The 26,296-nt window shown below is 74.9% G+C and carries 22 protein-coding genes and 1 tRNA gene; 12 read left to right on the top strand and 11 right to left on the bottom strand.

Features of this window, described 5'->3' with window-relative positions; all coding sequences use genetic code 11:
- Nucleotides 1-383 precede the first annotated feature (383 nt).
- Nucleotides 384-2,942, bottom strand: a complete 2,559-nt coding sequence (locus WJX68_RS08570; RefSeq protein WP_340287759.1) for a DEAD/DEAH box helicase — start codon at nt 2,940-2,942, stop codon at nt 384-386.
- 382 nt (nt 2,943-3,324) lie between these two features.
- Between WJX68_RS08570 and WJX68_RS08565 the strand changes: the two genes are divergently transcribed.
- The 5 genes from WJX68_RS08565 (at nt 3,325) to topA (ending at nt 10,848) form a co-directional block, all read left to right on the top strand.
- Nucleotides 3,325-5,628 carry a sodium-translocating pyrophosphatase gene (locus WJX68_RS08565; RefSeq protein WP_340287758.1) on the top strand — a complete coding sequence of 768 codons (2,304 nt, stop codon included), beginning with the start codon at nt 3,325-3,327 and terminating at the stop codon, nt 5,626-5,628.
- 146 nt (nt 5,629-5,774) lie between these two features.
- Entirely contained in the window at nt 5,775-6,380 is a 606-nt protein-coding gene (locus WJX68_RS08560) for a hypothetical protein (protein ID WP_340287756.1), read from the top strand.
- A 76-nt stretch (nt 6,381-6,456) separates the two neighbouring features.
- Nucleotides 6,457-7,059 carry a hypothetical protein gene (locus WJX68_RS08555; protein ID WP_340287754.1) on the top strand — a complete coding sequence of 201 codons (603 nt, stop codon included), beginning with the start codon at nt 6,457-6,459 and terminating at the stop codon, nt 7,057-7,059.
- Nucleotides 7,060-7,144: 85 nt separating this feature from the next.
- A complete protein-coding gene (locus WJX68_RS08550) occupies nt 7,145-7,735 on the top strand; it encodes a hypothetical protein (protein WP_340287803.1) in 591 nt (196 codons plus the stop codon).
- A 335-nt stretch (nt 7,736-8,070) separates the two neighbouring features.
- Nucleotides 8,071-10,848, top strand: a complete 2,778-nt coding sequence (gene topA / locus WJX68_RS08545) for a type I DNA topoisomerase (protein ID WP_340287752.1) — start codon at nt 8,071-8,073, stop codon at nt 10,846-10,848.
- Nucleotides 10,849-10,896: 48 nt separating this feature from the next.
- Here the strand turns inward: topA and WJX68_RS08540 are convergent, their stop codons facing one another.
- The gene (locus WJX68_RS08540; RefSeq protein ID WP_340287750.1) at nt 10,897-11,367 is read right to left on the bottom strand and encodes a GatB/YqeY domain-containing protein; all 471 of its coding nucleotides are present in this window, start codon (nt 11,365-11,367) and stop codon (nt 10,897-10,899) included.
- Nucleotides 11,368-11,405: 38 nt separating this feature from the next.
- Between WJX68_RS08540 and WJX68_RS08535 the strand changes: the two genes are divergently transcribed.
- From WJX68_RS08535 to WJX68_RS08520, 4 genes are all read left to right on the top strand, one after another.
- On the top strand, nt 11,406-12,356 hold the full coding sequence (locus WJX68_RS08535) for a metallophosphoesterase (protein ID WP_340287749.1): 951 nt from the start codon (nt 11,406-11,408) through the stop codon (nt 12,354-12,356).
- A gap of 35 nt (nt 12,357-12,391) precedes the next feature.
- Nucleotides 12,392-12,468 (top strand) — tRNA-Pro (locus tag WJX68_RS08530).
- Between the two features lie 124 nt (nt 12,469-12,592).
- Nucleotides 12,593-12,928, top strand: a complete 336-nt coding sequence (locus WJX68_RS08525; RefSeq protein ID WP_340287747.1) for a hypothetical protein — start codon at nt 12,593-12,595, stop codon at nt 12,926-12,928.
- A gap of 62 nt (nt 12,929-12,990) precedes the next feature.
- Nucleotides 12,991-13,569, top strand: a complete 579-nt coding sequence (locus tag WJX68_RS08520; protein ID WP_340287745.1) for a GNAT family N-acetyltransferase — start codon at nt 12,991-12,993, stop codon at nt 13,567-13,569.
- On the opposite strand, the gene lnt is transcribed toward WJX68_RS08520, so the two are convergent.
- From lnt to WJX68_RS08485, 7 genes are all read right to left on the bottom strand, one after another.
- Nucleotides 13,544-15,061: an apolipoprotein N-acyltransferase gene (gene lnt, locus WJX68_RS08515; RefSeq protein ID WP_340287743.1), complete on the bottom strand. Its 1,518-nt coding sequence runs from the start codon at nt 15,059-15,061 to the stop codon at nt 13,544-13,546. The genes WJX68_RS08520 and lnt overlap by 26 nt on opposite strands.
- A gap of 5 nt (nt 15,062-15,066) precedes the next feature.
- On the bottom strand, nt 15,067-16,428 hold the full coding sequence (gene mptB, locus WJX68_RS08510; RefSeq protein ID WP_340287741.1) for a polyprenol phosphomannose-dependent alpha 1,6 mannosyltransferase MptB: 1,362 nt from the start codon (nt 16,426-16,428) through the stop codon (nt 15,067-15,069).
- 7 nt (nt 16,429-16,435) lie between these two features.
- Nucleotides 16,436-18,466, bottom strand: a complete 2,031-nt coding sequence (locus WJX68_RS08505; RefSeq protein ID WP_340287739.1) for a hypothetical protein — start codon at nt 18,464-18,466, stop codon at nt 16,436-16,438.
- A gap of 31 nt (nt 18,467-18,497) precedes the next feature.
- Nucleotides 18,498-19,739 carry an ATP-grasp domain-containing protein gene (locus WJX68_RS08500; RefSeq protein WP_340287737.1) on the bottom strand — a complete coding sequence of 414 codons (1,242 nt, stop codon included), beginning with the start codon at nt 19,737-19,739 and terminating at the stop codon, nt 18,498-18,500.
- A gap of 98 nt (nt 19,740-19,837) precedes the next feature.
- Nucleotides 19,838-20,818 (bottom strand): DNA-binding protein WhiA, encoded by a 981-nt coding sequence (whiA, locus tag WJX68_RS08495; RefSeq protein WP_340287735.1) that lies wholly within the window; start codon nt 20,816-20,818, stop codon nt 19,838-19,840.
- A gap of 63 nt (nt 20,819-20,881) precedes the next feature.
- Nucleotides 20,882-21,076 carry a hypothetical protein gene (locus WJX68_RS08490; RefSeq protein WP_340287733.1) on the bottom strand — a complete coding sequence of 65 codons (195 nt, stop codon included), beginning with the start codon at nt 21,074-21,076 and terminating at the stop codon, nt 20,882-20,884.
- A 131-nt stretch (nt 21,077-21,207) separates the two neighbouring features.
- The gene (locus WJX68_RS08485; RefSeq protein WP_340287732.1) at nt 21,208-21,933 is read right to left on the bottom strand and encodes a TetR family transcriptional regulator; all 726 of its coding nucleotides are present in this window, start codon (nt 21,931-21,933) and stop codon (nt 21,208-21,210) included.
- Between the two features lie 139 nt (nt 21,934-22,072).
- Between WJX68_RS08485 and WJX68_RS08480 the strand changes: the two genes are divergently transcribed.
- Together WJX68_RS08480 and WJX68_RS08475 are read left to right on the top strand one after the other, a co-directional pair.
- Nucleotides 22,073-23,008, top strand: coding sequence for an NADPH:quinone oxidoreductase family protein (locus tag WJX68_RS08480; protein ID WP_340287731.1), 936 nt, complete (start codon nt 22,073-22,075; stop codon nt 23,006-23,008).
- Nucleotides 23,009-23,105: 97 nt separating this feature from the next.
- Entirely contained in the window at nt 23,106-24,023 is a 918-nt protein-coding gene (locus tag WJX68_RS08475; RefSeq protein WP_340287729.1) for an excalibur calcium-binding domain-containing protein, read from the top strand.
- Here WJX68_RS08475 and WJX68_RS08470 read toward each other — a convergent pair.
- On the bottom strand, nt 23,975-24,514 hold the full coding sequence (locus WJX68_RS08470) for a class I SAM-dependent methyltransferase (protein ID WP_340287727.1): 540 nt from the start codon (nt 24,512-24,514) through the stop codon (nt 23,975-23,977). The genes WJX68_RS08475 and WJX68_RS08470 overlap by 49 nt on opposite strands.
- A gap of 47 nt (nt 24,515-24,561) precedes the next feature.
- Here WJX68_RS08470 and WJX68_RS08465 point away from each other — a divergent pair, with 47 nt between their 5' ends.
- Nucleotides 24,562-24,993 (top strand): DUF1707 SHOCT-like domain-containing protein, encoded by a 432-nt coding sequence (locus WJX68_RS08465; RefSeq protein ID WP_340287725.1) that lies wholly within the window; start codon nt 24,562-24,564, stop codon nt 24,991-24,993.
- A gap of 19 nt (nt 24,994-25,012) precedes the next feature.
- Here WJX68_RS08465 and WJX68_RS08460 read toward each other — a convergent pair whose 3' ends face one another.
- A complete protein-coding gene (locus WJX68_RS08460) occupies nt 25,013-26,179 on the bottom strand; it encodes an LLM class flavin-dependent oxidoreductase (RefSeq protein ID WP_340287723.1) in 1,167 nt (388 codons plus the stop codon).
- Between the last annotated feature and the right edge of the window lie 117 nt (nt 26,180-26,296).

Genomic DNA, 26,296 nt, shown 5'->3' with positions numbered 1-26,296 from the left:
CCGTCAGTGATCGGGATCTCGGTGAGCGGTCCACCGCCCCGGATGAACGGGCCGCGAACGCCGTGGCACGCCCTCATCACGATTGGTTACGACGAACGCCCCAACGCAAGAGCTTCTCGTCGTCGGGTCCTGACCGATCGGCGACGTCGGGCGCCCCGGACCTGGTGGTCGGCGGGGCACTCGGGCCTACTGGGACGTACAGCAGGGACGGGCAGGGTCCGGTCCGCCCCCGCGACCGAGACCACGCTCCCCAGACAGCGATGGCGTCGGAGCGCCGTGTGCGCCCCCGTCCGACGTCGTCGCACGTGGTTGCCACCGGCCCGTCCACGCCCCCGACGGGCGGGCCGGTGGTGCCCCTCCCGGTCGCCCGGCGCGCGGGCCGCCTACTCCGCGACCGCCGGGCCGAGGGCCGCCAGCACCAGGTCCAGCACCTGCACCGCCCCCGCCTTGTCCAGCGGGTTGTTGCCGTTGCCGCACTTCGGGGACTGCACGCACGACGGGCATCCGGTGCGGCACTCGCAGTCGCGCACCGCGGCCCGGGTCGCGGCGAGCCAGCGGCCGAGCACCGCGTGTCCGCGTTCGGCGAGCCCGGCTCCGCCGGGGTGGCCGTCGTGCACGAACACCGTCGGCAGGCCGGTGTCGGGGTGCAGCGCCGTCGACAGCCCGCCGATGTCCCACCGGTCGCAGATCGCGAACAGCGGGAGCAGACCGATCGCGGCGTGCTCGGCGGCGTGCAGTGCGCCGGGCAGCCGGGCCTCGTCGATGCCGGCGGCGGCGATCGCCTCCGGGTCGATCGTGTACCAGACCGAGCGGGTGTCGAGGCTCTGCGGCGGCAGGTCCAGCGGTGTCTGGTCGAGCACCGTGCCGTCCGGGGTGCGACGCCGGTAGGCCACGACCTGGCTGGTCACCGTCGTCGCACCGAAGCAGACCCGGACCGGACCGTGGCGGCGGTGTTCGAGGACCTCCAGCACGGTCACGTCGGACACCGACTGCGCCTCGGTCCGCCAGTCGGGGTCCTCGGCGTGGACGAGGGCGACGCCGTCGTCGAGGTCGAGCCGGTCGACGACGTAGCTGTCCCCCCGGTGCAGGTACACCGCGCCCGCGTGGATCGTGCCGGGGGCCGAGCCGCCGTCGACGGTGCCGAGCATCCGGCCGGTGGCCGCCTCGACCACCGCGACCTGGCCGAGCCCGGACCCGCGGATGTCGACGTGCGCCGCCGGGGCGTCACCGGTGTCGGGCCAGAACCAGCCGTGCGGGCGGCGCCGCAGCACCCCCTCCTCGACCAGCGCGTCGAGCACCTCCACCGCGGGGGCCCCGCCGAAGATCTCCTCGACGTCGACCGTGGTGAGGGGCATCTCCGCCGCCGCGCAGGCGAGCTGCGGCGCGAGGACGTAGGGGTTCACCGGGTTCAGCACGCAGCTCTCCACCGGCGCCCCGATCAGCGACGCGGGGTGGTGCACGAGGTAGGTGTCGAGCGGGTCGTCGCGGGCGACGAGCACGACCAGCGCCTCGTCCGCGGCTCGCCCGGCCCGGCCCGCCTGCTGCCAGAACGACGCCCGCGTCCCGGGGAACCCGGCCTGCACGACCGCGTCGAGCCCGGAGATGTCCACCCCCAGCTCCAGCGCGTTGGTCGTGGCCACCCCCACCAGCTCGCCCGACATCAGGTCCGCCTCGAGCGCGCGCCGCTCCTCCGGGAGGTAGCCGCCGCGGTAGGCGGCGATGCGGCCGGCGAGCTCGGGCGCGACGTCGGCGACCTGCCGTCTCGCCCCGAGCGCGGTCAGCTCGGCGGCCCGGCGGGACCGGACGAACGCCAGGGTGCGGGCGTCCTCCAGGACCAGGTCGGCGAGCATCCGGGCGACCTCCGACCCGGCCGAGCGCCGCACGGGCGCCCCGTTGTCGCCGGTGATGTCGGCGAGCAGCGGCGGCTCCCAGAACGCCACCGTGCGTCCCGCGTGCGGGGACCCGTCCTCGGTCACGGCGACGACGTCGCGCCCGGTCAGCCGCGACGCGAACTCGGCCGGGCGGGCGACGGTGGCCGAGGCCAGTACGACGACCGGCCGGGCGCCGTAGCGGGCGGCGAGGCGCAGCAGCCGGCGCAGCAGCAGGGCCACGTGGGAGCCGAAGACCCCGCGGTAGGTGTGGCACTCGTCGACGACGACGTAGCGCAGCCGGCGCAGGAACGTCGTCCAGCGCCCGTGCCGGGGCAGCAGCGAGCGGTGCAGCATGTCGGGGTTGGAGAAGACCCACCGGCAGTGCCGGCGGACCCAGTCCCGCTCGTCCATCGGGGTGTCGCCGTCGAACGCGGCCGGGCGCACGCCGTCGGGGGCGAGCCCGTCCAGGGCGCGCAGCTGGTCGGCGGCCAGCGCCTTGGTCGGGGCCAGGTAGAGCGCGGTCGCCCGCGGGTCCTCGGCCAGCCCGGCGAGCACGGGCAGCTGGTAGACCAGGGACTTGCCCGACGCCGTCCCGGTCGCGACGACGACGTCGGCTCCCCCGTGCACCAGCTCCGCACCGTGCGCCTGGTGCGACCACGGCCGGGTCACGCCGCGGGCCGCCCACGCGGTGCGCAGCGGTTCGGGGGTCCAGTCCGGCCAGTCGGCGGGACGCCCCGGGCGCGCCGGGATCCGCACGACGTGACGCAGGGGGTCGTCGTGGCCGCCGGAGCCGTCCGGGCCGGACGGGCCGTCCGGGCCGTCGAACCCGTCCTGCGCGGCGAACGCACCGCCCCCGGACGCGGCGACCCCGGGCGCGGCCGAGCCGGCCGCGGGGCCCGGCGCGGGCGAGGCGGACGGCCCACCGGGAACGGGAGAGGGGCCGGGGTCCGTCCCGCCGGGAGCGGTCCACGAGGTGTCCGCGCGGGCGGGGTCGACCCCCGACCCGGCCAGCACGCGGCGGAGCAGCTCCACCCCGCGCTGCGACCCGTCCGGGCCCTGCGTGCTCTCCACCCTCGCTCCCACGACCGACCAGGTTGGCACAGACGTTCGAACGCCCGGCCGTCGCTCCCGGTGTCCGGCGGAGATCGATCCGGATCCGTCGATCGGGTCGCGGTTCCCGTTGCGCCGCAACTGATCTGCGGGTTCCCGGATTGCGTCGCGACATCGTGTGGGATTGATCACTTTTGCCGGTTCGTTACAACTTGTGATCCCGATCCCACTGAGGGATGCACCACACTCCTAGACTGCACCAGCCCGGTCACCGGTGGACACCGCCCGGGCCCAGTCGTCGCCGACGAGGACGTCGTCACCGGGACGGGGTCGAGCCAAGACGGCCCGCTCCCGGTCGTCGCGGACCTCGCCGGCCGGATCCTTTCCCACCGGGAGGACACGGATGTCCCAGCCCACCTCTCTCGCCCAGGGCCTCGAGCTCGGCGCGGGGGACTTCACCGTCGTCGGTGTGGTCGCGGTGGTCGCCCTCGTCGCCCTCGCCGTCGGCGGTCTGCTGCTGAGGGAGGTCCTCGCCCACGGCGAGGGCACCCCGAACATGCAGGAGATCGGCCGTGCGGTGCAGGAGGGCGCCACGGCGTACCTCAACCGCCAGTTCCGCACGCTCGCGATCTTCGCCGCGATCGTGTTCGTACTGCTCTTCGCCCTGCCCGCCGAGGACCTCGGCGAACGCATCGGCCGCTCGATCTTCTTCGTGGTCGGCGCGGTCTTCTCGGCGATCATCGGCTACCTCGGCATGTGGCTCGCGACGCGCGCGAACATCCGCGTCGCCGCGGCCTCACGCGAGCCCGGTGGCCGGGAGAAGGCGACCCGCATCGCGTTCCGCACCGGCGGTGTGGTCGGCATGTTCACCGTCGGCCTCGGCCTCTTCGGCGCCGCGGTCGTCGTGCTCGTCTACGCCGGCCAGGCCCCGCGCGTGCTGGAGGGCTTCGGCTTCGGCGCCGCACTGCTCGCCATGTTCATGCGTGTCGGCGGCGGCATCTTCACCAAGGCCGCCGACGTCGGCGCCGACCTGGTCGGCAAGGTCGAGCAGGGCATCCCCGAGGACGACCCCCGCAACGCCGCCACCATCGCCGACAACGTGGGCGACAACGTCGGCGACTGCGCCGGCATGGCCGCGGACCTGTTCGAGTCCTACGCGGTCACCCTGGTCGCCGCGCTGATCCTCGGCACCGCCGCGTTCGGCCTGCAGGGCCTGCTGTTCCCGCTGATCGTCCCCGCGATCGGCGTGATCACCGCGATCCTCGGCGTCTACCTGACCAAGGCCCGCGCCGGGGAGAACACCCTGCGCGCGATCAACCGCAGCTTCTACCTGTCGGCCCTGTTCGCCGGGGTGCTGTCGATCGTCGCCGCCTACGTCTACCTCCCCCCGACCTTCGGTGACCTGGTGAACCCGACCGACTCCAGCGTCGTCGGGCTCGCGGGCGACCCGCGGCTGATCGCGTCGGTGGCGGTGCTCATCGGCATCGTGCTGGCGGCGGTCATCCTCAAGCTGACCGGCTACTACACCGGCACCGAGGACCGGCCCGTCAAGGACGTCGGCGAGTCCTCGCTGACCGGCGCGGCCACCGTGATCCTGTCCGGCATCTCGATCGGTTTCGAGTCCGCCGTCTACACCGCCATCGTCATCTCCGCGGCGGTCTACGGGGCGTTCCTGCTGTCCGGCTCGATCGTCGTGTCGCTGTTCGCGGTCGCGCTCGCCGGCACCGGCCTGCTGACCACGGTCGGCGTCATCGTCGCGATGGACACCTTCGGCCCGGTCTCGGACAACGCGCAGGGCATCGCGGAGATGTCCGGCGACGTCGAGGGCGACGGCGTGGACATCCTCACCGAGCTCGACGCGGTCGGGAACACCACCAAGGCGATCACCAAGGGCATCGCGATCGCCACCGCGGTGCTCGCCGCGACCGCCCTGTTCGGCTCCTACCGTGACGCGATCAGCCAGGCGCTCGCCGGGGTGAACATCGCCGCGCAGGACGCCGGGACCGCCTTCGCCTACGAGGTGTTCAGCCCGAACACCCTGGTCGGCGTGATCATCGGCGCCTCGGTCGTCTTCATGTTCTCCGGGCTCGCGGTCAACGCGGTCACCCGCGCGGCCGGTGCCGTGGTCTTCGAGGTCCGCCGCCAGTTCGCGACCAAGCCCGGGATCATGGACCGGACCGAGCGGCCCGAGTACGGCCGCGTCGTCGACATCTGCACCCGGGACTCGCTGCGCGAGCTGGCGACCCCGGGCCTGCTGGCGATCTTCGCGCCGATCGCGGTCGGCTTCGGTCTCGGCGTCGGCCCGCTGGCCGGCTACCTGGCCGGTGCCATCGCCACCGGCGTGCTGATGGCGATCTTCCTGGCCAACTCCGGTGGTGCCTGGGACAACGCCAAGAAGCTCGTCGAGGACGGCAACCACGGCGGCAAGGGCTCCGACGCCCACGAGGCGACGATCATCGGCGACACCGTCGGCGACCCGTTCAAGGACACCGCGGGCCCGGCCATCAACCCGCTGATCAAGGTGATGAACCTGGTCTCGGTGCTGATCGCCCCGGCGGTCGTGGTGCTCTCCACCCCGGACGCCAACCCGGCGGTCCGGATCGTCATCGCCGTCGTCGCGGTGCTGGTCATCGCGGCCGCGGTCGTGGTGTCCAAGCGCCGCACCTCCTCGATCACCGACGCGCCGGCCGAGAGCTCGGTCGGCTGACCGGGCGGCCGCGGCGCGGCCATCCGCAGGACCACGGCGGCCGCTCGTCCCCCTCGGGGCGAGCGGCCGCGGTGCGTCCGGGCCCGGTTCGGCTACTCTCCCGCCCGACGGCGGTGATCACCGCCGGTCACCCGGACGGAGGAGCGATGCGGACACCGCGACTGCTCGGTGCACTGCTCGCCGTCCCGGTCGCCCTGCTCGCCGGCTGCGGCCCCGCCGGGCCGACGGTCGAGCAGTGGACGGACTCGATGTGCGGGGCGGTGCTGCCGTTCGTGCGGACCGCCGTCGCGACGCCGGCCGAGTCGACGGACCCCGCCGAGCGGCTGCGCACCCTGTCGGACTACCTGGCCCGCACGACGGCCGCCGCCGACGGTGCGCTCGGCGACCTCGACCGCCTCGGTCCCGCCCCGGTCGACGACGGCGACGCCCTCGCCGCCCGGCTGCAGGGCGGGCTCGGGGAGATCCGCTCCGCCTTCTCCGGCGCCCGCACCCGGGTCGAGGCGATCGACGCGGCCGACCCGGCCGCCGTCGCGCGCGACCTCCCGGCCGCCGTCGCCCCGCTCGGGGCGCTGAACGGCACGACCGGCCCCCTCGACCAGGTCACCGGCAACCCCGAGATCGCCGCCGCCTTCCGGGCCTCCGCCGTGTGCGGGGAGCTGTCCCGGGCGGCGGAGCAGGCGCGTGCCACCCCGCCCACCGGAGCACCCACCGCTGCTCCGAACGGGTCAACCGGGGAGGGCGGCGGCGGCTGACCTGCGACGGCGTCCTACCGTCGACCACTGCCCGTGCCCCGGGGCCCCGACGGGCCCCCGACCCTGGAGCCCCACGATGGCCACCCCCCGCCCGGCGCGTACCGCCCGGGTACTGCTCCCCACCCTGCTCGCCGCGCTCCTCGCCGGCGGCTGCGCGTCGAGCGTGGCCGGCACCCCCGCCGCGGACCCCGCGCCCCGCCCCACCGCGGGCGTCGGCGCCGACCCGGTCGCCTGGGGCGACAAGGTCTGCGGTGCCACGCTGGCGTACTACCAGCCGCTGAACACCCCGCCGGACTACACCGGCGCCGACCTGCCCGGCATCAAGACCCGGCTCTCGGAGTACCTCGGCAAGGTCGGCTCCGGCATCGAGACCGGCAAGAAGCAGCTCACCGCGGCCGGGCAGTCCCCGGTCAGCGGCGGCGACCAGTGGGCCGCCGCCGTGCGGGACATGCTCAACCGCTCCGGGACGACGATCGCCGAGGCGAAGAAGGAGGTCGACGCGATCGACCCGAACGACGTCCAGGGCTTCCAGGGCAAGCTCGACGCCGCCCAGCAGAAGCTGCGCACGATCTCCGGCGCGCAGGGCCTGGACAAGATCGGGCCGACCCCGCGGCTGGACAAGGCGTTCCAGACCGCGCCCAAGTGCGTCGCCCTCAAGAAGATCAACGGGCCCGCCTGACGACGCGGGTCACCCGTCCGGCGCGCCCCGCGCGGCAGAGCTGGGCAAGGTCGAACATGCGTTCTATGCTGACCGCGTGCCGCAGATGTCGCTGTTCTCCGCGGAGGCCCGGCCGGCCGGGCTGACCGACCTGGCCGGGCTGCTCTGCGGGCCCGGGCGGATCGAGCGGTTCGGCGCCGGGGACACCGCCCGCTTCGACGTCCCGCTGCCCCTCGCGGGCCGCGAAGGCGCCCTGGCCGCGCTGGCGGCGGCGCGCGGGGTCACCCTCGCGCCGGGCGCGTCGGGGATGCGCAGCGCGTTCCGGCGGGACCTGGTCCCGCTCGCCCGGGCCTGGTGCACCCCCGACGGGCGCAAGCAGGTCCCGGCCGACTTCCAGCTCGACGGCGCGGCGCTGCGGCTCTGGGCGCTCGCCGCCGGGACCTGTGACCTGCGCGGGGGCCACCTGCTCCTGCTCGATCCGCACGCGCCGTGGACGCACGGACCGCTGATCGCGGCGGCCACCCGCGCCGGGTTGCCGCCGGCCCGCCTGGCGACCGGGGAACACGGCGCGCCGGGTCCGGCGTTGCGCCTGCACGGAGCACGCCGGATGGCCCGGCTGGCTGAGCTGGTGGGGCCTGCACCGCGGATGTCGGACACGTCCGAGTGGCCTCGCCACCACGGCCGACCGGCCGCCTGACCTGCCGAACCACCGCCCGGGCTACGCTGACGACTCGCCCGGCCACTCGTGGTGCGGGCCACGGCACGGAGCGACGACGGTGTGAGATCGTGCGATCGTCGTAGGACGGCCCCCGGCACGGGACGTCCGGCACGCTCCGGGGCCGCACCGCCGTAACGCAGCGGGGCCGGGGAACGGCTCAGGTGTCGCACCAGGCGCGACACGGCCGAGAGATGAGGTAGGACCAGGTGGCATCAGCGACAACGGGAACGACGGGTTCGGCACGCACGTCGGGGGGCAGCACACGCAGGCCGACCTCGACGGCGAGCGCCTCCGGACGCCCGGTCCGCCGCCTGGTGATCGTCGAGTCGCCGAGCAAGGCGAAGAAGATCCAGCCCTACCTCGGCAACGACTACGTCGTGGAGTCCTCCGTCGGGCACATCCGCGACCTGCCGCGCGGCGCCGCGGACGTCCCCGCCAAGTACAAGGGCGAGTCCTGGGCGCGGCTCGGCGTCGACGTCGACAACCAGTTCAGCCCGCTCTACGTCGTGACGCCGGAGAAGCGCAGCACCGTCTCCGAGCTGCGCGAGGCGCTCAAGACCGTCGACGAGCTGCTGCTCGCGACGGACCCCGACCGCGAGGGCGAGGCCATCGCCTGGCACCTGCTGGAGACCCTCAAGCCGAAGGTCCCGGTCCGCCGGATGGTCTTCCACGAGATCACCGAGTCGGCGATCCGCGCGGCCGCGGAGAACACCCGCGAGCTCGACCAGCACCTCGTCGACGCGCAGGAGACCCGGCGCATCCTGGACCGGCTCTACGGCTACGAGGTCTCCCCCGTGCTGTGGAAGAAGGTCATGCCGAAGCTGTCGGCGGGCCGCGTGCAGTCGGTCGCGACCCGGCTGATCGTGCAGCGCGAGCGCGACCGGATCGCGTTCCGCTCCGCCGAGTACTGGGACATCGCCGCCACCCTCGACGCCGGGGAGAAGGCCACCCCGCGCTCGTTCGGGGCGCGGCTGATGCAGGTCGACGGCCACCGCGTCGCCACCGGCCGCGACTTCGACTCCCTCGGGCAGCTGAAGAAGGGCTCCACCGAGGTCGTCACGCTGAACGAGGCCGAGGCCCGCCGGCTCGCCGAGGGGCTGCAGGACCGGCCGATGGAGGTCGCCTCGGTCGAGGCGAAGCCCTACACGCGCAAGCCGTACCCGCCGTTCATGACCTCGACGCTGCAGCAGGAGGCCGGCCGCAAGCTGCGGTTCTCCTCCGAGCGCACGATGCGCAGCGCACAGCGGCTGTACGAGAACGGCTACATCACCTACATGCGTACGGACTCGACGACGCTGTCCGCGACGGCGATCGAGGCCGCCCGTTCGCAGGCCCGCGAGCTGTACGGCGACGCCTACGTCGCCGACTCCCCGCGCCAGTACACCCGCAAGGTGAAGAACGCCCAGGAGGCCCACGAGGCGATCCGCCCGGCGGGCGAGAGCTTCCGCACCCCCGGCGCCATCGCCCGCGAGGTCGACGGCGACGACTTCCGGCTCTACGAGCTGATCTGGCAGCGCACGATCGCCTCGCAGATGAACGACGCGCGCGGCACGACGGTCAGCGTCCGGATCTCCGGCACCGCCGGCACCGGCGAGGACGTCGTGTTCGGCGCGTCCGGCCGGACGATCACGTTCCCCGGCTTCCTGAAGGCCTACGTCGAGACCGTCGACGACAGCTCCCCCGAGCAGCAGGCCGACGACGCCGAGTCCCGTCTGCCCGAGCTCACCGAGGGCCAGTCGCTGACCGCCACCGAGCTGGTCCCCGACGGGCACTCGACCAGCCCGCCGTCGCGGTTCACCGAGCCGGCGCTGGTCAAGGCCATGGAGGAGATGGGGATCGGGCGGCCGTCGACGTACGCGTCGACGATCAAGACCATCCTCGACCGCGGCTACGTCTGGAAGAAGGGCTCCGCGCTCGTCCCGTCCTGGGTGGCGTTCGCCGTCGTCGGGCTCATGGAGCAGCACTTCGGCCAGCTCGTCGACTACGACTTCACCGCCGCCATGGAGGACGACCTCGACTCGATCGCCTCCGGCGACGACTCCCGCGTGCACTGGCTGTCGGGCTTCTACTTCGGCAACGACGGCGCCGACACCGGCTCGGAGATCGCGAAGGCGGGCGGGCTCAAGAAGCTCGTGGGGTCGAACCTCGAGGAGATCGACGCCCGCACGGTGAACTCGATCCCGATGTTCACCGACGCCGACGGCCGCGACGTCGTCGTCCGGGTCGGGCGCTACGGCCCCTACCTGGAGCGGATCGTCGAGGGCGACTCCCAGCGCGCCAACCTGCCCGACGACCTGCCCCCGGACGAGCTGTCCGAACAGATCGCCGAGAAGCTGTTCTCGGTCCCGCAGGAGGGCCGCAAGCTGGGCACCGACCCGGTGACCGGGCACGAGATCGTGGCGAAGGAGGGCCGCTTCGGCCCCTACGTCACCGAGCTGCTGCCCGAGCCGGAGGTCCCGGAGGGCGCCAAGAAGAAGCCGGCCAAGCCGAAGCCGCGCACCGGCTCGCTGTTCAAGTCGATGTCGGTCGACACCGTCACCCTCGACGACGCGCTGAAGCTGCTCTCGCTGCCCCGGATCGTCGGCACCGACCCCGACTCCGGCGACGAGATCACCGCGCAGAACGGCCGCTACGGCCCGTACCTCAAGAAGGGGACCGACTCCCGCTCGCTCGGCGACGAGGAGAAGCTGTTCTCGGTGACCCTCGAAGAGGCGCTGGAGATCTACAAGCAGCCGAAGCAGCGCGGGCGCGCCGCGGCGGCGCCGCCGCTGCGCGAGCTGGGCGAGGATCCGTCGACGAACAAGAAGATGGTGATCAAGGACGGCCGCTTCGGCCCCTACGTCACCGACGGCGAGACCAACGCCAGCCTGCGCAAGGGCGACTCGGTCGAGGAGATCACCGACGAGCGGGCCTCCGAGCTGCTCGCGGAGCGCCGGGCGAAGGCCCCGGCGAAGAAGACGACCGCCCGCAAGCCCGCGGCCAAGAAGCCCGCGGCGGCGCGGAGCACGGCGGCGGCGAAGAAGACGACCACGCGCAGCACCGCGGCGAAGAAGCCCGCGACCCCGCGCGCGCGCAAGTCCCCGACCACCTGATCCGGTGCCGCCCGGCTCCGCTGCGGAGCCGGGCGGCACCGGCGCGGGTCAGGACGCGAGGGCCTTCTTCACCGCGGCGGCGACGCGGCCGCCCTCGGCCCGGCCGGACGCGGCGGCGTTGGCCTTCTTCATGACCTGGCCCATCTGCTTCATCCCGGGCTTCTCCCCGGTCTCGGCCTCCACCTCGGCGACGGCGGCGCGGGCGAGGGCGTCGACCTCGTCGTCGTCGAGCTGGGTCGGCAGGTAGCGGGCCAGGACCTCGCCCTCGGCGCGCTCGCGCTCCGCGGACTCGGCGCGGCCGCCGTCGGCGAAGGCCTGGGCGGACTCCGCGCGCCGCTTGGTCTCCTTGGTGATGACGGCGCGGACCTCGTCGTCGGTGAGCTCGCGGGCCGTGTCCCCCGCCACCTCGGCGTTCCCGATCGCGGTCAGCGCGGACCGCAGCGTGGTCCTGACCAGCTCGTCGCGGGCCTTCATCGCGGTGGTCAGGTCGGCGCGCAGCTGCTCCTTGAGGGTGCTCACGGCTCGCCACGATAGTCCCGCGACGTAGGCTGGATCGCGTGAGTACCGCCCGTACGCTCGCCCGACTCGCCGCCGCCACCGTCGCCACGGGGGCGGCCGGACTCGGCTACGCGGCCGGGATCGAGCGCCGGCACTGGACGCTGCGGCGGGAGGAGCTGCCGGTCCTGGAGACGGGCGCCCGGCCGCTGCGGATCCTGCACCTGTCGGACTTCCACCTGACCCCCGGCCAGCGCAGCAAGATCCGCTGGGTCGCCGCGCTGGACGCGCTGGACCCCGACCTCGTCGTGAACACCGGGGACAACCTGGCCCACCCCGACGCCGTCGCCGGCGTCCTCGCGGCGCTGGGGCCGCTGCTGGACCGGCCCGGCGCGTTCGTGTTCGGCAGCAACGACTACTACGGCCCGACGCCGAAGAACCCGGCCCGCTACTTGCGCCGCGGCGACACCCGGCGGGTGCACGGCGACCCGCTGCCCTGGACCGACCTGCGCGCCGCGTTCCGCGAGCACGGCTGGGTCGACGCCACCCACGCCCGTCACCTGCTGGAGGTCGACGGGCGCACGGTCCGCGTCGCCGGCGTCGACGACCCGCACCTGAACCGGGACCGCTACCCGCGCGTCGCCGGCCACGACGGCGACGCCGACCTGCGGCTCGGTCTCACCCACTCCCCCGAGCCACGGGTGCTCGACGGGTTCGCCGCCGACGGCTACGACCTCGTCCTCGCCGGCCACACCCACGGCGGGCAGCTGCGGCTGCCGGGCTACGGCGCGATCGTCACCAACTGCGGGATCGACCGGTCCCGCGCCCGCGGAGCGAGCCGCTGGGGCAGCCGGATGCGGCTGCACGTCTCGGCCGGTCTGGGGACCTCGCCGTACGCCCCGGTGCGGTTCGCCTGCCCCCCGGAGGCGTCGCTGCTGACCCTCGTGGCGCGCCCGGCCGGGCCGGACGCGCGCAGGGGAACCCCCGCGCAGGCGTCGGAGGGCATCGGGTAGAGTTCTCCACGGCTCAGGGGAAACCCGGTGGCCATCGGGGTGTGGCGCAGCTTGGTAGCGCGCTTCGTTCGGGACGAAGAGGTCGCAGGTTCAAATCCTGTCACCCCGACCATGTGAAGGCCCAGGTCCGGCGGACCTGGGCCTTCGTCGTGTCCGGGCCTCCCGCGCGGGCGGGTGACGCCCGCGACGGGCGTGGTGGGGTGCGTCCGCCCGGGGTGATACGGAATCCTGGAGCGATGAGTGACAACCCGGTAGCGCTCGATCTCGACGACGCGGGTCTGGCCGCGGCGCTCCCCCGCCCGACGCATCAGCAGGACGGCATCCAGGACGTCCCGTTCCGGCCGGTCCAGTTCCGCGACAACGACCTGCCCGCCGCACTCGAGCGGGCGGCTCGCTGGCTGCGGGACACCCAGTCCTGGCTGGGCGAGCCGGTCGACGTCATCGCCATCCACCTCGACTACGACGAGCGCTCCGACGCCGCGTACTACGAGCTGAAGCTGCTCTGCAACGAGGAGGACCTCGCCGGCGCGCCGATCGCGGTGCGCGACCACGCGCAGACCGCCGGGCGCTGAGCCCCGGCCCGCCGCCCCGCCCGCGTCCCGGGCGGGGCGGCGCCGGCCGCTACGCTCGCGTGGTGCCCGTCACGGTCGGCCCGGCCACGTCGTTCGACGGTGTCGCGACGATGCTCGGCCCGCGCCGCGACCCCGGCGCCTCGGTGTGCTGGTGCCTGTCGCACCGGCTCCCCGCGGCCCGCAACCGGGCCCTGACCGGCCGCGACCGCGGCGAGTACGTCCGCGAGCTCACCGGGCGCCCGGTCGCCCCGGGCGTCCTCGCCCACGACGACGGCGAGGTCGTCGGCTGGGCGGCCGTCGCCCCGCGCGCGGAGCTGCCGTTCGCCCGCTCCCGCACGATCCCGCACGTCGACGACCTGCCGGTGTGGTCGGTGTGGTGCTTCCGCGTCCGCCCCGGGCACCGCGGGCGCGGCGTCACGCGCGCGCTGCTCGACGGGGCCGTGGCGTTCGCACTCGGCCACGGCGCACCGGCGGTCGAGGGCTACCCGGTGGACAACCGGGGCGAGCGGGTCGACCCGACGATGGCCTACGTCGGCACCCGGTCGCTGTTCGAGGCCGCCGGGTTCACCCACGCCGCGGACACCACCGGGGTCTCCGGCGGGTTCCCGCGGGTCGTCATGCGCCGGACGCCGGACCGCTGACCGCCCGCCGGTGCCGGGCCCACCCGGCCGCCGCCGCGAGCAGCCCGGCGAGTGCGAGCCCGTGCTCGACCGGAGCGCCCCAGCGGGTCGCGAGCGTCTCCCCGGTGCGCAGCGGGACCTGCCCGACGAGCGTGTCCGCGGTGTACAGGCCGGTCGAGGCGGCCACCGAGCCGTCCGGGCGGATCACCGCGCTGACCCCCGACAGCGCCGCGACGACGACCGCCCGCCCGTGCTCCACGGCCCGCAGCCGCGACTGCGCGAGGTGCTGCCAGGTCATCTCGCTGCGTCCGTACCAGGCGTTGTTGGTGGGCACGACGATCAGCTCCCCGCCGTCGGCGACGCCGTCGCGCAGCACGTGGTCGTAGGCGGTCTCGTAGCAGATCGCCGTCGCCACCCGAGTGCCCGCGACGTCGAGGTACGCGGGACCCGTGCCCGGGGTGAAGTCGGCGAGCGCGACGAACGGGGTCAGGTACCGCGTGACCGACCGCAGCGGGATCCGCTCGCCGAACGGCACGAGCTCCTGCTTGGCGTAGCGCTCCCCCGGGCCGGTCCCCGGGCTCCAGACGGTGATCGCGTTCTCGGTGCCGGTCGCGGCCGACTCGTGGTTGCCGCCGACCAGGAACGGCACCCCCAGCTCGTCGACGACCCGGTCGACGGACGGGTCGGTCCCCCCGGTCGTCACCGAGCTCTCCGGCCACACCACCAGGTCCGGCCGCGGCACCGCCCCGGTCGCGACCCGCTCGGCGAGCACCGCGGTCTCGGCGAGGTGGTTGCGGCGCACCGTCGCGCCGGCGCCGAACAGGCCGAGCCCGATGTCCGGCGCGTTGCCCTGCACGACGGCGACGGTGCGGGTGCCGTCCTGCGCGTCGACGGGCGGGTGCGGCAGCGCGAGCAGGACGGCCACGACCACCGCCACCGGCACGAGCCGCACCAGCGCCCGCGGCCGCGCCAGGTACGCCGCCGCGCAGAACCCGGTCGCGACCACGGCGACGGACACCAGCGGTGCCCCGCCGACGGCGGCGAGCGGCAGGAACGGGCCCTCCACCTGGCCGAACGCGACGCGGCTCCACGGGAAGCCGTTGAACGGGAACCGGCTCTGCAGCCACTCCTGCGCGGTGAAGGCGAGCGCACCCCACAGCGGCGCGGCGGGCAGCCGTGCGGCCGCGGCGGCGAGCGCGCCGCCCAGCGCGGGGAACCCGGCCATCACCAGCGACAGCCCCAGCCAGGGGAACGGCCCGTAGTCGCGGCCCAGGAAGTCCTGGATCCAGAACAGGTGCGCCAGGGAGAACGTGAACCCGAAGAGCGCTCCCAGCGCGGCGCCGCGGCGCAGCCGCACCCCGTCCAGCGCCCACCAGAGCAGCGCGAACGCGACCACCGCCGTCCACCACACCGTGCGCGGCGGGTAGGCCACGTGCAGCAGCACCCCGCCCGCGGCGGCCGCGGCGTACCGCAGCGCGGTGGCCGGGACGCGGGCCCGATCGAGCTCCCTCACACCGGTCAGCATGATCCGCGCCGGCCGGGCGGAACCGCGCGGGTCCGCACCGCCGCGACCGCCACGGCCGCGACCGCGAGCAGCGCCGCCGCGTAGGCGAGGACGAGCGCACCGCCCCGGCCGGAGAAGTCACCCGCCATGGGCGGCAGGAGCAGCGCGAACACCGCCGACACCGCCGTCAGCGCCGTCCGCGCGCGGGGCACCAGCGGCACCGCGGCCACGGGCGTCAGCGCCCACAGCAGGTACCACGGGTGCAGCACCGGCCCCAGCACCACGACGGCCCCCAGCACCAGGCCCGTCGCGGCGAGCGGGCGGACCCGGCCACGGGCCTGCGCGACGAGCACCCCCGCCGCGAGCAGCACGGCGAGCACGGTGCCCGCGGCGCGGGCCGTGGCCGGCGCCGCGGCGGGGTCGGCCCCGAGCGCGGCGGCGGCGAGCCCGGCCCAGTTGGTGGGGGCCATCCAGCTCGTCAGCTGCCCCGGTGTGGACAGCGCCGCGACCCAGCCCGGCGCGACCAGGGCCGAGCCGGCGACGAGCACCGCCGCACCGGTGCCGGCCACCACGGCGACGCCGCGCCACCGCGCCCCCGGCCCGTCGCCGCGCCGCCCGGCCGCGATCGCGAGCACCGCGAGCCCGGCCGCGGCGGGCGCCTTCACCAGCGCACCCAGCGCGACGAGCGCGGCACCGGCGGCCAGGGACGGTCCCAGCCCGACGGCGAGCCCGGCGAGCAGCAGCGCCAGCATCGGCCCGTCGTTGTGCATCCCGCCGACGACGTGCCACAGGACGAGCGGGTTCAGCGCCCCCGCCACCAGCGCCCGCCCCGGCGGGACCCCGTGCGCGGCGGCCAGCCGCGCGAGGGCCCACGCGATCCCCGCCACCGCCGCGACGGCGAGCAGCCGGTACAGCGCCACCCCCGCGACGAGGCCGTCCCCCGCGACCGCGGCGACGCCCTTCTGCAGCAGGTCGGTCACCGGCCCGTACGGCGACGGCGTGTCCCGCCAGTACCCGTCGACGCGGGCGAGCACCGGTGACCCCGGCGGCAGCCCGCCGGCCGGGCCGACCCGGTGCGGGTCGATCCCGCGCAGCGCGACGGCCCCCTGGGCCAGGTAGCTGTGCACGTCGCGGCTGAACAGCGGCGGCGCGACGAGCAGCGGCGCGGTCCACACCACGAGCGTCCGGACCGCCTGCGCGGTGGTCACCGGCAGCCGCAGGAGCAGCAGCCACGCCAGGACGACCAGCCCGGTGCCGGCGACGGCGGCGGCGAGCGCGGCCACCGAGCCCGGCGCGAGGACGACCGCCCAGGCCCCGGCGGTGAGCAGCACGGCACCGGCGGCGCCGAGCGACGCCGGGAGGGGCGGTCGTCCCACGGGTCGGTCAGTCCACCGGCGCCGGACCGTCGGAGGCCTGCAGCGCCGCGCCCGCCGGGAGGCGGTCGGCACCCCAGCTCCGCTCGATGTAGCCGACGATCGTCGCGACGTCCTCGGCCGGGACCTTCTCCGGCTCGCCGTGTTCCAGCGGGTCGCCGTGGAAGATGTAGAGCCGCGACGCGAACTGGTCGAACGGCAGCGACGCCTCGCCGAAGCGCTCGCCGTTGCCCGCGGTCGAGACGACGACGCCGTCGCCCCAGTCCTGCCCGCTGTCGTTGTTCGGGTTGTAGAAGTACACCCGCATCACGTCCTGCGGGTCCGGCGCGACCCGCAGGACGGTGATCGCGTGCCAGCCGACGTAGCGCGCCGCGCTGTCGGTGACGGCGATCCCCGCGGGCTGCGGGTGGATCAGCGGCTGCCCGCCGTTGTAGGCCGGGTGGTAGCCGGCGTGGAACTGCCGCAGGAACGTGTCCAGGTCGACGAGGTTGCCGGTGGCGACGTCGACGTTGATGTGGAACCCGCGTGCGGCCCACCAGCCGTGGAACTCCGGGTTGACCCAGCGGTGCGGGTCGCCCGGGCGCCCGGCGCAGCGGCGGCCCATCTCGGCGTAGATCCGGTCCAGGTGCGGCACGACGACCAGCGAGACCGGGTCGAGGTCGATCGGCAGCTTCTCCGCGACGCCGGCCGTGCTCTCCCGCGAGGAGATCCGCTGGCCCTCGAAGTGCATGACGATCTCGTCGTCGCGGGCGGCCCAGACCACCATCTGCAGCAGGTAGTCGGGGTCGTTGTAGGCCCACATCGACAGCGCCCGCGCCGACTGGCAGGTCGGGTTGTCGCCCTGTCCGACGCCGAGCGGCTGGCCGAGCATGGACAGCACCCCGGCCAGCAGCCGGACCTCCGGCGCCGGCTGCTCGCCGAACGCGGCGACCAGCCGCTGCCGGGCGGCCGGGCCGATCTCCAGCGCGATCTGGCGCCACAGACCGGGCACCAGCGGCGGCTCGTAGAGGATGCCGCGGTCCAGCAGCAGCGCGAGCCCGTAGATGCACTGCGCGGTGTGCGGGGTGACGGCCTCCTCGATCAGCCGGTGCACCAGGTCGCGGTAGCGCAGCAGGCAGTTCTTGCCCGTGTCGGACAGGCCGAGCGCCTCGGCGAGCAGGTAGTCGCTCTCGTGGCGCAGGAACTGCAGCAGCTCCGCGTGGTACGGCGAGACGAGCCCGGTGTCGTGCATGGCCCGGGCGAACCCGGCGGCCTCGTACTGCAGCCCGCCGGTGTCCATCGCCTCGAGCCGGGCGCGGAACACGTCGACGCCCGGGTCCTCCCGGCTGGCCTCGGTCGTGCCGAACAGCGCGGTGATGAGGCGGTCGAGCCCCTGCCCGGAGGACAGGTCGACGTCCGGGTCGCCGCGCCACACCGACAGCCGGGTGATCAGCGACGACACCTGGTCGACCTGGATCGGGCGCTGGCGCAGGATCCGCCAGATCTCGGCGACGAGCTTGTCCAGGACGCTGTCGTAGCCGATGCCCTCGGCGATGTGGCGGAACAGGTCCCGGATCATCTGGGCGGTGCGGCCCTCGTGGACGCGCTCGGCCTCGGTCGGCGGGGTGAACAGCAGCTCGAGGTTCATCGCCAGCACCTGGGACAGGAACTGGCGGGCGTCCTCGGCCGAGATCGACGGGTGGTCGTACTCGCCGAGCGCGACCGCGAGCATCCGCAGCTCGCTGGTCGCCTCCATGACCACCGTGTCGGCCTTGCCGCTGTGCAGCCCGGCCCCGACGAACGCCGGGACCAGGATGTCGGGCTGGGACCAGTCGGTGCCGGCGAAGACGCCGGCCTCCTCCAGCACCTGCGCGCGGGACTGGACGGCGGCGGGGCCGCCGTCCTGCAGCAGTACGCGCCGGAGCTGCTCCAGGACCCGGCGGATCTTCGTCGTCTTGCCGAAGGCCGGGGTCCTGGCCAGGTCCCGGGTGGCGTCGTCGAGCGAGGCCAGGCGCTTGTCGAGCACCGTGGCCCCGCCCGCGACGTCGGGAGTCGGATTCACAGAGTTCCCTCGCGTTGGTCCTCCACGCCGACTAGACGTAGAAGTCGAGCTCTTCCTGCTTCTTCAACAGATCGCGCATCCGGTAGGGGTCGTCCCCGAAGAAGTAGAGCAGACCCCAGTGGGTGCCGAACGCGGTCCTCTTGGTGACCGTCTCCTCCATCGGGGCGTTGAGGTCGTGCGACTCGTAGTAGTCGTCGTCCTCGGTCTCCTCCGGGATCTGGAGCGAGGAGACGACCCGGCGGCGCGGGTACACGCCGAAGCAGCCGGCCACGCCGGAGGCGCCCTCGACCTCCTTCGGGAAGAAGGCGTCGATCTCCTCCTCGGTGGTCTTCGGGTCGAAGGCCAGCACGAGCCCCTGGTAGGCGTTGAAGCCGTAGGAGCGCTCGAGCAGCTCGAAGACCTTGAAGCCCGGCGGCCGGTAGGCGACCTCGCCGAAGTACATCTCGCCGTCGGAGGTCACGAAGTACTCGGGGTGGACGAAGCCGAACTCGATGTCGAAGGTCTTGATCAGCTTCTCGATCTGGGCGGTGATCGCGGGCCGGTAGTGCTCCAGCTCCGGGGTCGCCGGCACGAACACCGAGTAACCGAGGGTGACGTACTCGGAGATGTTCAGGAACTTGATCTTGCCGTTGTGCACCCAGGCCTCGACGGCGAACTCCCACCCGTCCAGGTGGGACTCCATCAGGAGCGGGAACTCCTCGTCCGGGATGTTGTCGATGTCCTCGTAGGTGCGCACCACGCGGTGCCCGAGGCAGCCGGCCTTGTCGAACGCCTTGATGTGGATCGGGTCGTTCGGGTCGCCGTCGAGCTTCAGCAGGGTCTGGTTGACCCGCTTGAGGAAGCGGACGATGTCGTCACGGTCGTGGGCCTCCTCGAAGATGCCCACCCGGATGCCGCCCAGCTGGGCGCGGCGCTTCATCAGCGCCTTGTCCCGGAGCAGCATCGCCTGACCGAACAGGCGCGGATTGTCCAGCAGCACGGAATTGATGGCACCGGCCCATTCCACCGTTTCCTCGAACAGTGGGATGGCGACGTCGACGCCCATCTCCTGCAGCGTCTCCGCGATCTCCATCGAGCGGTCGTTCAGCCGCTCGAAGTTCCACGGGACGTAGGGGATCTCGTGCTCCTTGCAGTACTCCTCGGCCCAGTCGGGGGCGACGACGACGTACCGGCGGTCGAACCGGTCGACCGCCTCGACCGCGTTGAGACTCCAGCCGAGCAGAGCGACGTAACCCTTTTCCGGATTCTTGGTGACCGAGTCGGACCGAGGCATGGAAAGGCAACCTCCCGATTTCGACGAATTGAGGCGATGAATGCGTGAGTCCATACCGTACCCCGGGTGCGCCCGGCGGGCGGATCGTGGCGGGTGACTCAGGCCCCGTCGCCGCCGTGCTCGTCGGCCAGGCGGACCAGCCGGCGCAGCCGCCCGGCCACGGTGTCCTTGCTGAGCGGCGGGTCGCTGAGCCGCCCGAGCTCGGCCAGCGACCGGTCCGGGTGCGCCAGCCGGAGCAGCGCGGTCTCCGACAGGTGCGCGGGCGCGCCCGCCCCGAGCACGTCGAGCGCCCGGCGGACGCGGTCCCCGGTCGACGCGGCCGCCTCGGCGGCCCGGCGCGCGTTGACCGACCGCAGCGGCACCGACGCCGCCCCGGCCACCGGCCGTGCCGCGGGCAGCCGGGCCAGCAGGTCCGCGACCCGCGGCGCCCCGCTGCTGCGGAGCACCGCGTCCACGCTCTCCTCGTCGCGCACGACGACCCGGTGCTCGCTGACCGTCTCCTGCGGCGCGGCCAGGACCCCGAGCCCGCGCGCCGCCCCGACCAGGGCCAGCACGACCGCCGGCCCCGGGCAGGTGACGACCAGGCGGGTGCGCCCGGCGGGGCGGACGACGCGCCCGCGCGCCAGCAGCGCCCCGCGCCACACCCCGGCCGCGACCCCGGGCCCGGCCGCGACGACGGCGGGCGGCAACCCGAGCACCGTCCGCCCGCTCCGGTCGACCAGACCGGTCGCGCGGGCCAGGTCGGTGCCGGGCGCGCGGACCAGGACGCGGTAGCGCAGCGAGGTCCCGCCGCTGGTCACGATCTCGGCGTGCAGCCCGGGCCTGCCGTGCAGCCGGCCCAGCTCGGTACGCAGCGCCAGCGCCGGGACGGGATCGTCGAACTCGGCGCGGACGGTGGTCCGCCCGTCCTCGACCCGCACCTCCCCGGCCAGCCGGAGCTGCGTGACGAGGCCGGCGTAGCGGACGGCGAGCCGTTCCTCGCGGACCGCGCCGAGCTCGCGGCGCAGCTCGGCGGTGACGCGCTCGGGGTCGGGCACGGTCGTCTCCAGCGGTGCGGGGGGCAGGGCGGGGACACGCATCCCCCGAAGGTGACCCCGCCCTGCCGGGGAGGGAGGGACGCACAGGCGTCTCCTCCGCAGCGGTCAGCCCTCGTCCGGACGGGCGTGCATCGGGCAGCGTGGATCGATACAGGGCTCACGCTCGGCCCCCGACCGGAACGCCGCGTTGGCCAGCACGGAGCACAGGCAGCCCCGCGCCTTCGCCCGCGGCCCGCCCGGCGCCAGCTCGTCCGGCGGTGCCGGGACACGCCCGACCCCGCCCTCGTCCCCCTCGGACATGGTCCCCCTCCGCACGCCTGCGCGCCCGGAGTCCCCCGCGGGGCCCGTGCGCAGATCGACCCGGCCTCCGCAGGGGTCACGACCTCCCGGTGCGGCCGTTGCGGGACGGTACCCTATACGTGGAGTAACGCCTATCTCGGCCCGGGTGCTCCGGGCAGCGGCGCCTCGGGGTCCAGCGTCATGCCGTACTGGCGCGCGATGCCGTCGATCTGGGCCCAGATCAGCGCGGTCAGATGGCGGGACACGACCTCGCGCGGCGGGACGGTGGCGCCCGCCCGCCCGCCCAGCCACCACTCCGAGACGGTCTGGACCGACCCGACGAGCGACTGGGCCCACACCTGGACGAACTCGGTCTCGCGCAGGCCGAGCTCGTCGAGGTACCCGCCGAGCACACCGGTCAGCGCGGCGGCGATGAACTCGCGGCCCGCGTCGACGACCTCGCCGCGCTGGCCGGGGAGCCTGCGGCGGAACAGCAGGTCGACGCCGGGCCAGTCGTCGAGGAGGCCGAGGACCGCGTCGACCGCCCGGTGGATGCGGGGGCGGATGGCGCCGTCGTCGTAGATCGCGGGCATCAGGCGTTCCATGAGGCGGTCGGTGGCCCGCTCGGCCATCGCGTCGAGCAGCGCGGCCCGGTCCCCGAAGTGCCGGTAGATCACCGGCTTGGTCACGCCCGCCTCGTGGGCGACCTGGTCGACGCCGAAGTCCTGACCGTCCCGGGCCAGGACGAACAGCGCCGCGTCGACCACCTGCTCGCGGCGTCGCGCGCGGTGGGCGTCCCAGCGCGTGCTGCGGCCGTCGGAGCGGTGGCCGTCCGCGGCCCGGTCGTCTTCCGGGCGCTCGGCCGACACGCCGGCCATGTTCCTCCCTCTCCGCGTCCCGCGGGGAGTCCACCCGGGTACGAGCGGACACGGGCAGTCGATCATGCCGTCGATGATCGTCGCCGGCCGGTGCGTGGCAGGCTCGGTCCGGGGAACGCCGACGACGCGAGGAGGCGCTGTGCGACGGGTGCTCTGCCGGGAGTTCGCCGATCCGGAACGGTTCGAGACGGTCGAGGAGCCGACGCCGGTCGCCGGTCCCGGCGAGGTGGTCGTCGAGGTGGAGGCGGCCGCGGTCAGCTTCGTCGACGGGCTGATCGCCCGCGGCGGCTACCAGCTGCGCCCGCCGCTGCCGTTCACCCCCGGCACCGCGGTCGCCGGCACCACGGGCGGCCGCCGGGTCGCGGCGCTGCTGACCTCCTTCGGCGGGTTCGCGAGCCACGTGCGGGTCCCGGCGGACGCGCTGGTGCCGGTACCGGACGGGGTCGGCGCCGGCGTCGCGGCGTCGTCGATGGAGAGCCACGGGACGATGGCCTTCGCGCTGCGCGACCGGGTCGCGGTCCGGCCCGGCGAGTGGGTCGTGGTGCTCGGCGCGAGCGGCGGGATCGGGCAGGCCGCCGTGGACCACGCGCGGGCCGCCGGGGCGCGGGTGCTGGCCGTCGCGTCCACACCGGACAAGCGCGACGCCGCGCTGGCCGCCGGGGCCGAGGCCGCGATCGGCTACGACGGGCTGAAGGACGCGATCCGGGCGCACACCGGCGGCGGGGCCGACGTCGTGGTCGACCCGGTCGGCGGCGACGCCGCGGAGGCCGCCCTGCGCGCGCTGGGCACGGGCGGGCGGTTCTGCGTGCTCGGCTTCACCTCCGGCGGGATCCCGCGGCTGCCCGCGAACATCGTGCTGCTGCGCAACCGGACCGTCGTCGGGGTCGACTGGGGCGACTGGTCCCGGACCGACCCCGCGGCGTCGCGGGACCTGGCCGCGCAGGTGCTGCGGCGGATCGCCGCCGGCGAGCTGCACCCCGCCGAGCCCGACGCGCTGCCGCTGGACGACGCGGCCGTCGCGACGCGGGCCTACGCCGAGCGCACCGCCGTCGGAAAGCTCGTGCTGACCCCGTAGTCATCACTCCTGATGACACCGGGTAATGCCGCGGTCACGGCGGTCGACACGCGGGTCACCGGTGCAGCTCCGCACCGTGACGAGCGAGAGGCCACCGATGACCGCCACCCAGCACTGGACCGTCCCCGCCGAGCCGGTGACGCAGCCGATCCCCGTGGTCCGGCGGACGAACCCGCGGGCGACGGCCGGGTTCTGGCTGGGCGTCGCGGGCCTGCTGGTCGGCTGGTTCCCCGTGCTGGGCCTGCTCGTCACGGTCCCGGCGGTGGCGCTGTCACGGAGCGGGCGCGGCCGGTACCGGCGCGGCGCCGCGGCCACCGCGGGACGCAGCGGCGCCGGCCTGGCGCTCGGCGTGGCGGGCAGCGTGCTGTGCCTGCTCACCACGACCCTCGGGATCGTCGGGGCCGCGACCGCGCCGCCGCAGCCCGCCGCCACCGCCGAGGTCGCCGCCGCGGCGCCGGCGGTCCCGGCGGTCCCGGTGGTGCTGGTCGTCCCCGACGTCGTCGGCACGGCCGACGCGCAGGCCCGCGAGACCCTGCGCGCCGCCGGGTTCACCAACGTCGTGCTCGGCCCGCCGTCCGCGGCGACGCCCGGGACCCCGGCCGGGACGGTCACCGCCCAGACCCCGGTGGGTGCGGCGACCGCCGCCGCGGGCGACCCGATCACGCTGACCGAGGCGGCCGCCCCGGTCGTGCCGGCCGCGGCGCCGGCGCAGGCCCCGGTCGTCGTCGACCCCGATCCCGACGTGGACCGGCCCTACGTCCCGGCCCCGGCGCGTCCGCTCGTCGCGGCCCCGTCCGCGCCCCGCACGCAGGCCGCCGCCCCGCGCCCCGCCGCCCCGCGCCCCGCGGCCCCCGCACCGCCGGCCGCGACGGACCCGCCGGCCTCCGGTGGTGGCTCGGCCTACTACGAGAACTGCGACGCGGCACGGGCCGCGGGCGCCGCGCCGATCATGCGCGGTGCCCCCGGCTACCGGTCCGCGCTCGACCGCGACGACGACGGCGTCGCCTGCGAGTAGCGGGCGCTCACCCCGGCCCCGCCCGGCCCGGCCACCGGCTCCACGTCCCACCCGTGCCGCCGCAGCCCGGCGGCCACGGCGGCGGGCGGGGTGCCCTCGTAGAGCACGTGCAGCACCCCGCCCGGCGCGAGCACCGCGGCCAGTACGGCGAGCTCCGGCCCGGGGTCGCGGGTCCAGAACAGGTTGAGGTTCACCGCGAACGCGACGTCGACCGAGGCGTCGGGCAGCCGCAGCCCCGCCAGGTCGGACCGCACGACGGCCAGCACCCCGGTGGCGACGGCGTCGGCGCAGCGCTCGGTGGTCCGGGCGACCGCGACCGCCGAACGGTCCGCGGCCGTCATCCGGCCGCCCGCGGCGGGGTCGAGCCGCGCGCAGACCAGCGCCGCCGCCGCGCCCGGCCCGCTGCCGACCTCCAGCACGCGGCTGCCGGGCCCCGCGTCGACGACGGCCGCCGCGAACCGTGCCCGCCCCGGGACCACCCTCGCCGCCACACGCCCACACTGGCACGAACGGGACACGCGCAGGCATCATCGAGAGGGTGAGCGAGGCGGTGGAACCCCAGCAGGTCCGGATCTCCGACGCCGACCGCCAGGCGGTCGCCGACCGGCTGCGGGCCGCCCACGCCGAGGGCTATCTCGACCTGGCCGAGTACGACGAGCGCCTCACCGAGGTGTGGCGGATGCGCACCCGGGCCGACCTCGGCCGGGTCACCGCGGACCTGCCCGCCGTCGCCGCCCCCGGCCGCCGCGACGGCGCGGTCTTCTCCGCCACCGCGGGCGGGGTCGCGATGCGGGTGCTGTCGGTCATCTGGCTGTGCCTCACCGCCGCGGCGGCCGCCGGGACCGGTGTGCTCGCCCTGCTCACCGACCTCAGCCCGTGGTGGTTCCTGATCTTCTCCGCGCCGACCGGCGCGGTGCTGGCGACCCTGTGGCTCGCCGGCGCGGGCCGGGCCCGGCGCGGCGGTCGCTGACCGCCGCGCCGGGCACCGCTCAGCCGCCCGCCTTCTCCTGCTCGTAGCGCTTGGTCATGGTGTCGACGGCGTCGAGCTGGGTCTGGGCGTGCTTCTCCCGGGTCGAGGTGGCCCGGTCCTTCGCCGCGAGGGTGCCCGCGGCCTGCCCCTGGAACTCCGGCATCACGTACTGCGCGATGAGCTCCCAGGACCGCTTCGTCGCCTCCGGGTTGGCCCACTCGTGCCCGAGCAGCAGCATCGCGCCGAAGCCGCCGGACTGGTCGACGAGCTTGCGGACCTGCGCCCGCGCGTCCTCCGGGGTGCCGATCGCGCCGATGCCGGCCTCGTTGATGAAGTCGATCATCTCCTTGGCGTCGCCGCCCTCGACCGCCATCTGCGGGAACGCGGCGACCTTCTGGAAGTACCGGAACCAGTGCTCGATGCCGTACTCGACGTCGCGGTAGGCCTGCTCCCGGGTCTCCGCGACGTGCATGAGCCCGACCAGGCGCCACTTCGACCGGTCCGGCGCGGGCCGGCCGTGGTGGGCGGCACGCTCCTCGACGACGCTCCAGTGGTGGGCCAGGGCGTCGAAGCCGTCCTGGGTGAGGGTGGCGCCGATGGAGAGCAGCCCGACGCCGTGCTGCCCGGCCATCCGCGGTCCGGTCGGCGAGGCGACGGCCGCGACGGCCACGTCGAAACAGGGGTCGCTGTAGGGCGCGAGCTGCAGCTGCGCGTCGACGAGCGTGTGCGTCCTCGTCTGTGCGTTGACGACCTCACCGCGCAGCAGCCGCATGATGATGTCGAGGTTCACCTCGAGCAGCTCGCGGGTGTCGGTCGGGTTCAGGCCGATCATCGACGAGTCGGTCGGCAGCGAGCCCGGCCCGCAGCCCAGCATCGTGCGGCCGCGGGTGAGGTGGTCGAGCATCACCATGCGGTCCGCCACCCACAGCGGGTTGTGGTAGGCGATCGAGGTGACGCCGGTGCCCAGCCTGATGTGGCGGGTGCGCTCCGCCGCCGCGGCGATGAAGATCTCCGGCGAGGCGATGATCTCCGACCCCGCCGAGTGGTGCTCACCGATCCAGGCCTCGTCGAACCCGAGCCGGTCGAGATGCTCGACGAGCTCGAGGTCGCGCTGCAACGCCAGGGTGGGGTTCTGTCCCGGCTGGTGGAACGGGGCCAGGAACGTGCCGAATCGCAGTCTGCTCACGGTGACTCCTCGTCGGGCGACGACGCCCACACCGTCGAGGGCGCCTTCCAGGAGAGTCCCTACCCGGCGTGACCGCCGTCACGCAAGCGTTGCACGACCGTGGCATCCACCGGTGAA

The sequence above is a fragment of the Pseudonocardia spirodelae genome, from assembly GCF_037727765.1.
GTDB classification, from domain to species: Bacteria; Actinomycetota; Actinomycetes; order Mycobacteriales; family Pseudonocardiaceae; genus Pseudonocardia; species Pseudonocardia spirodelae.
This window is presented reverse-complemented; position numbering and strand designations above follow the sequence as displayed.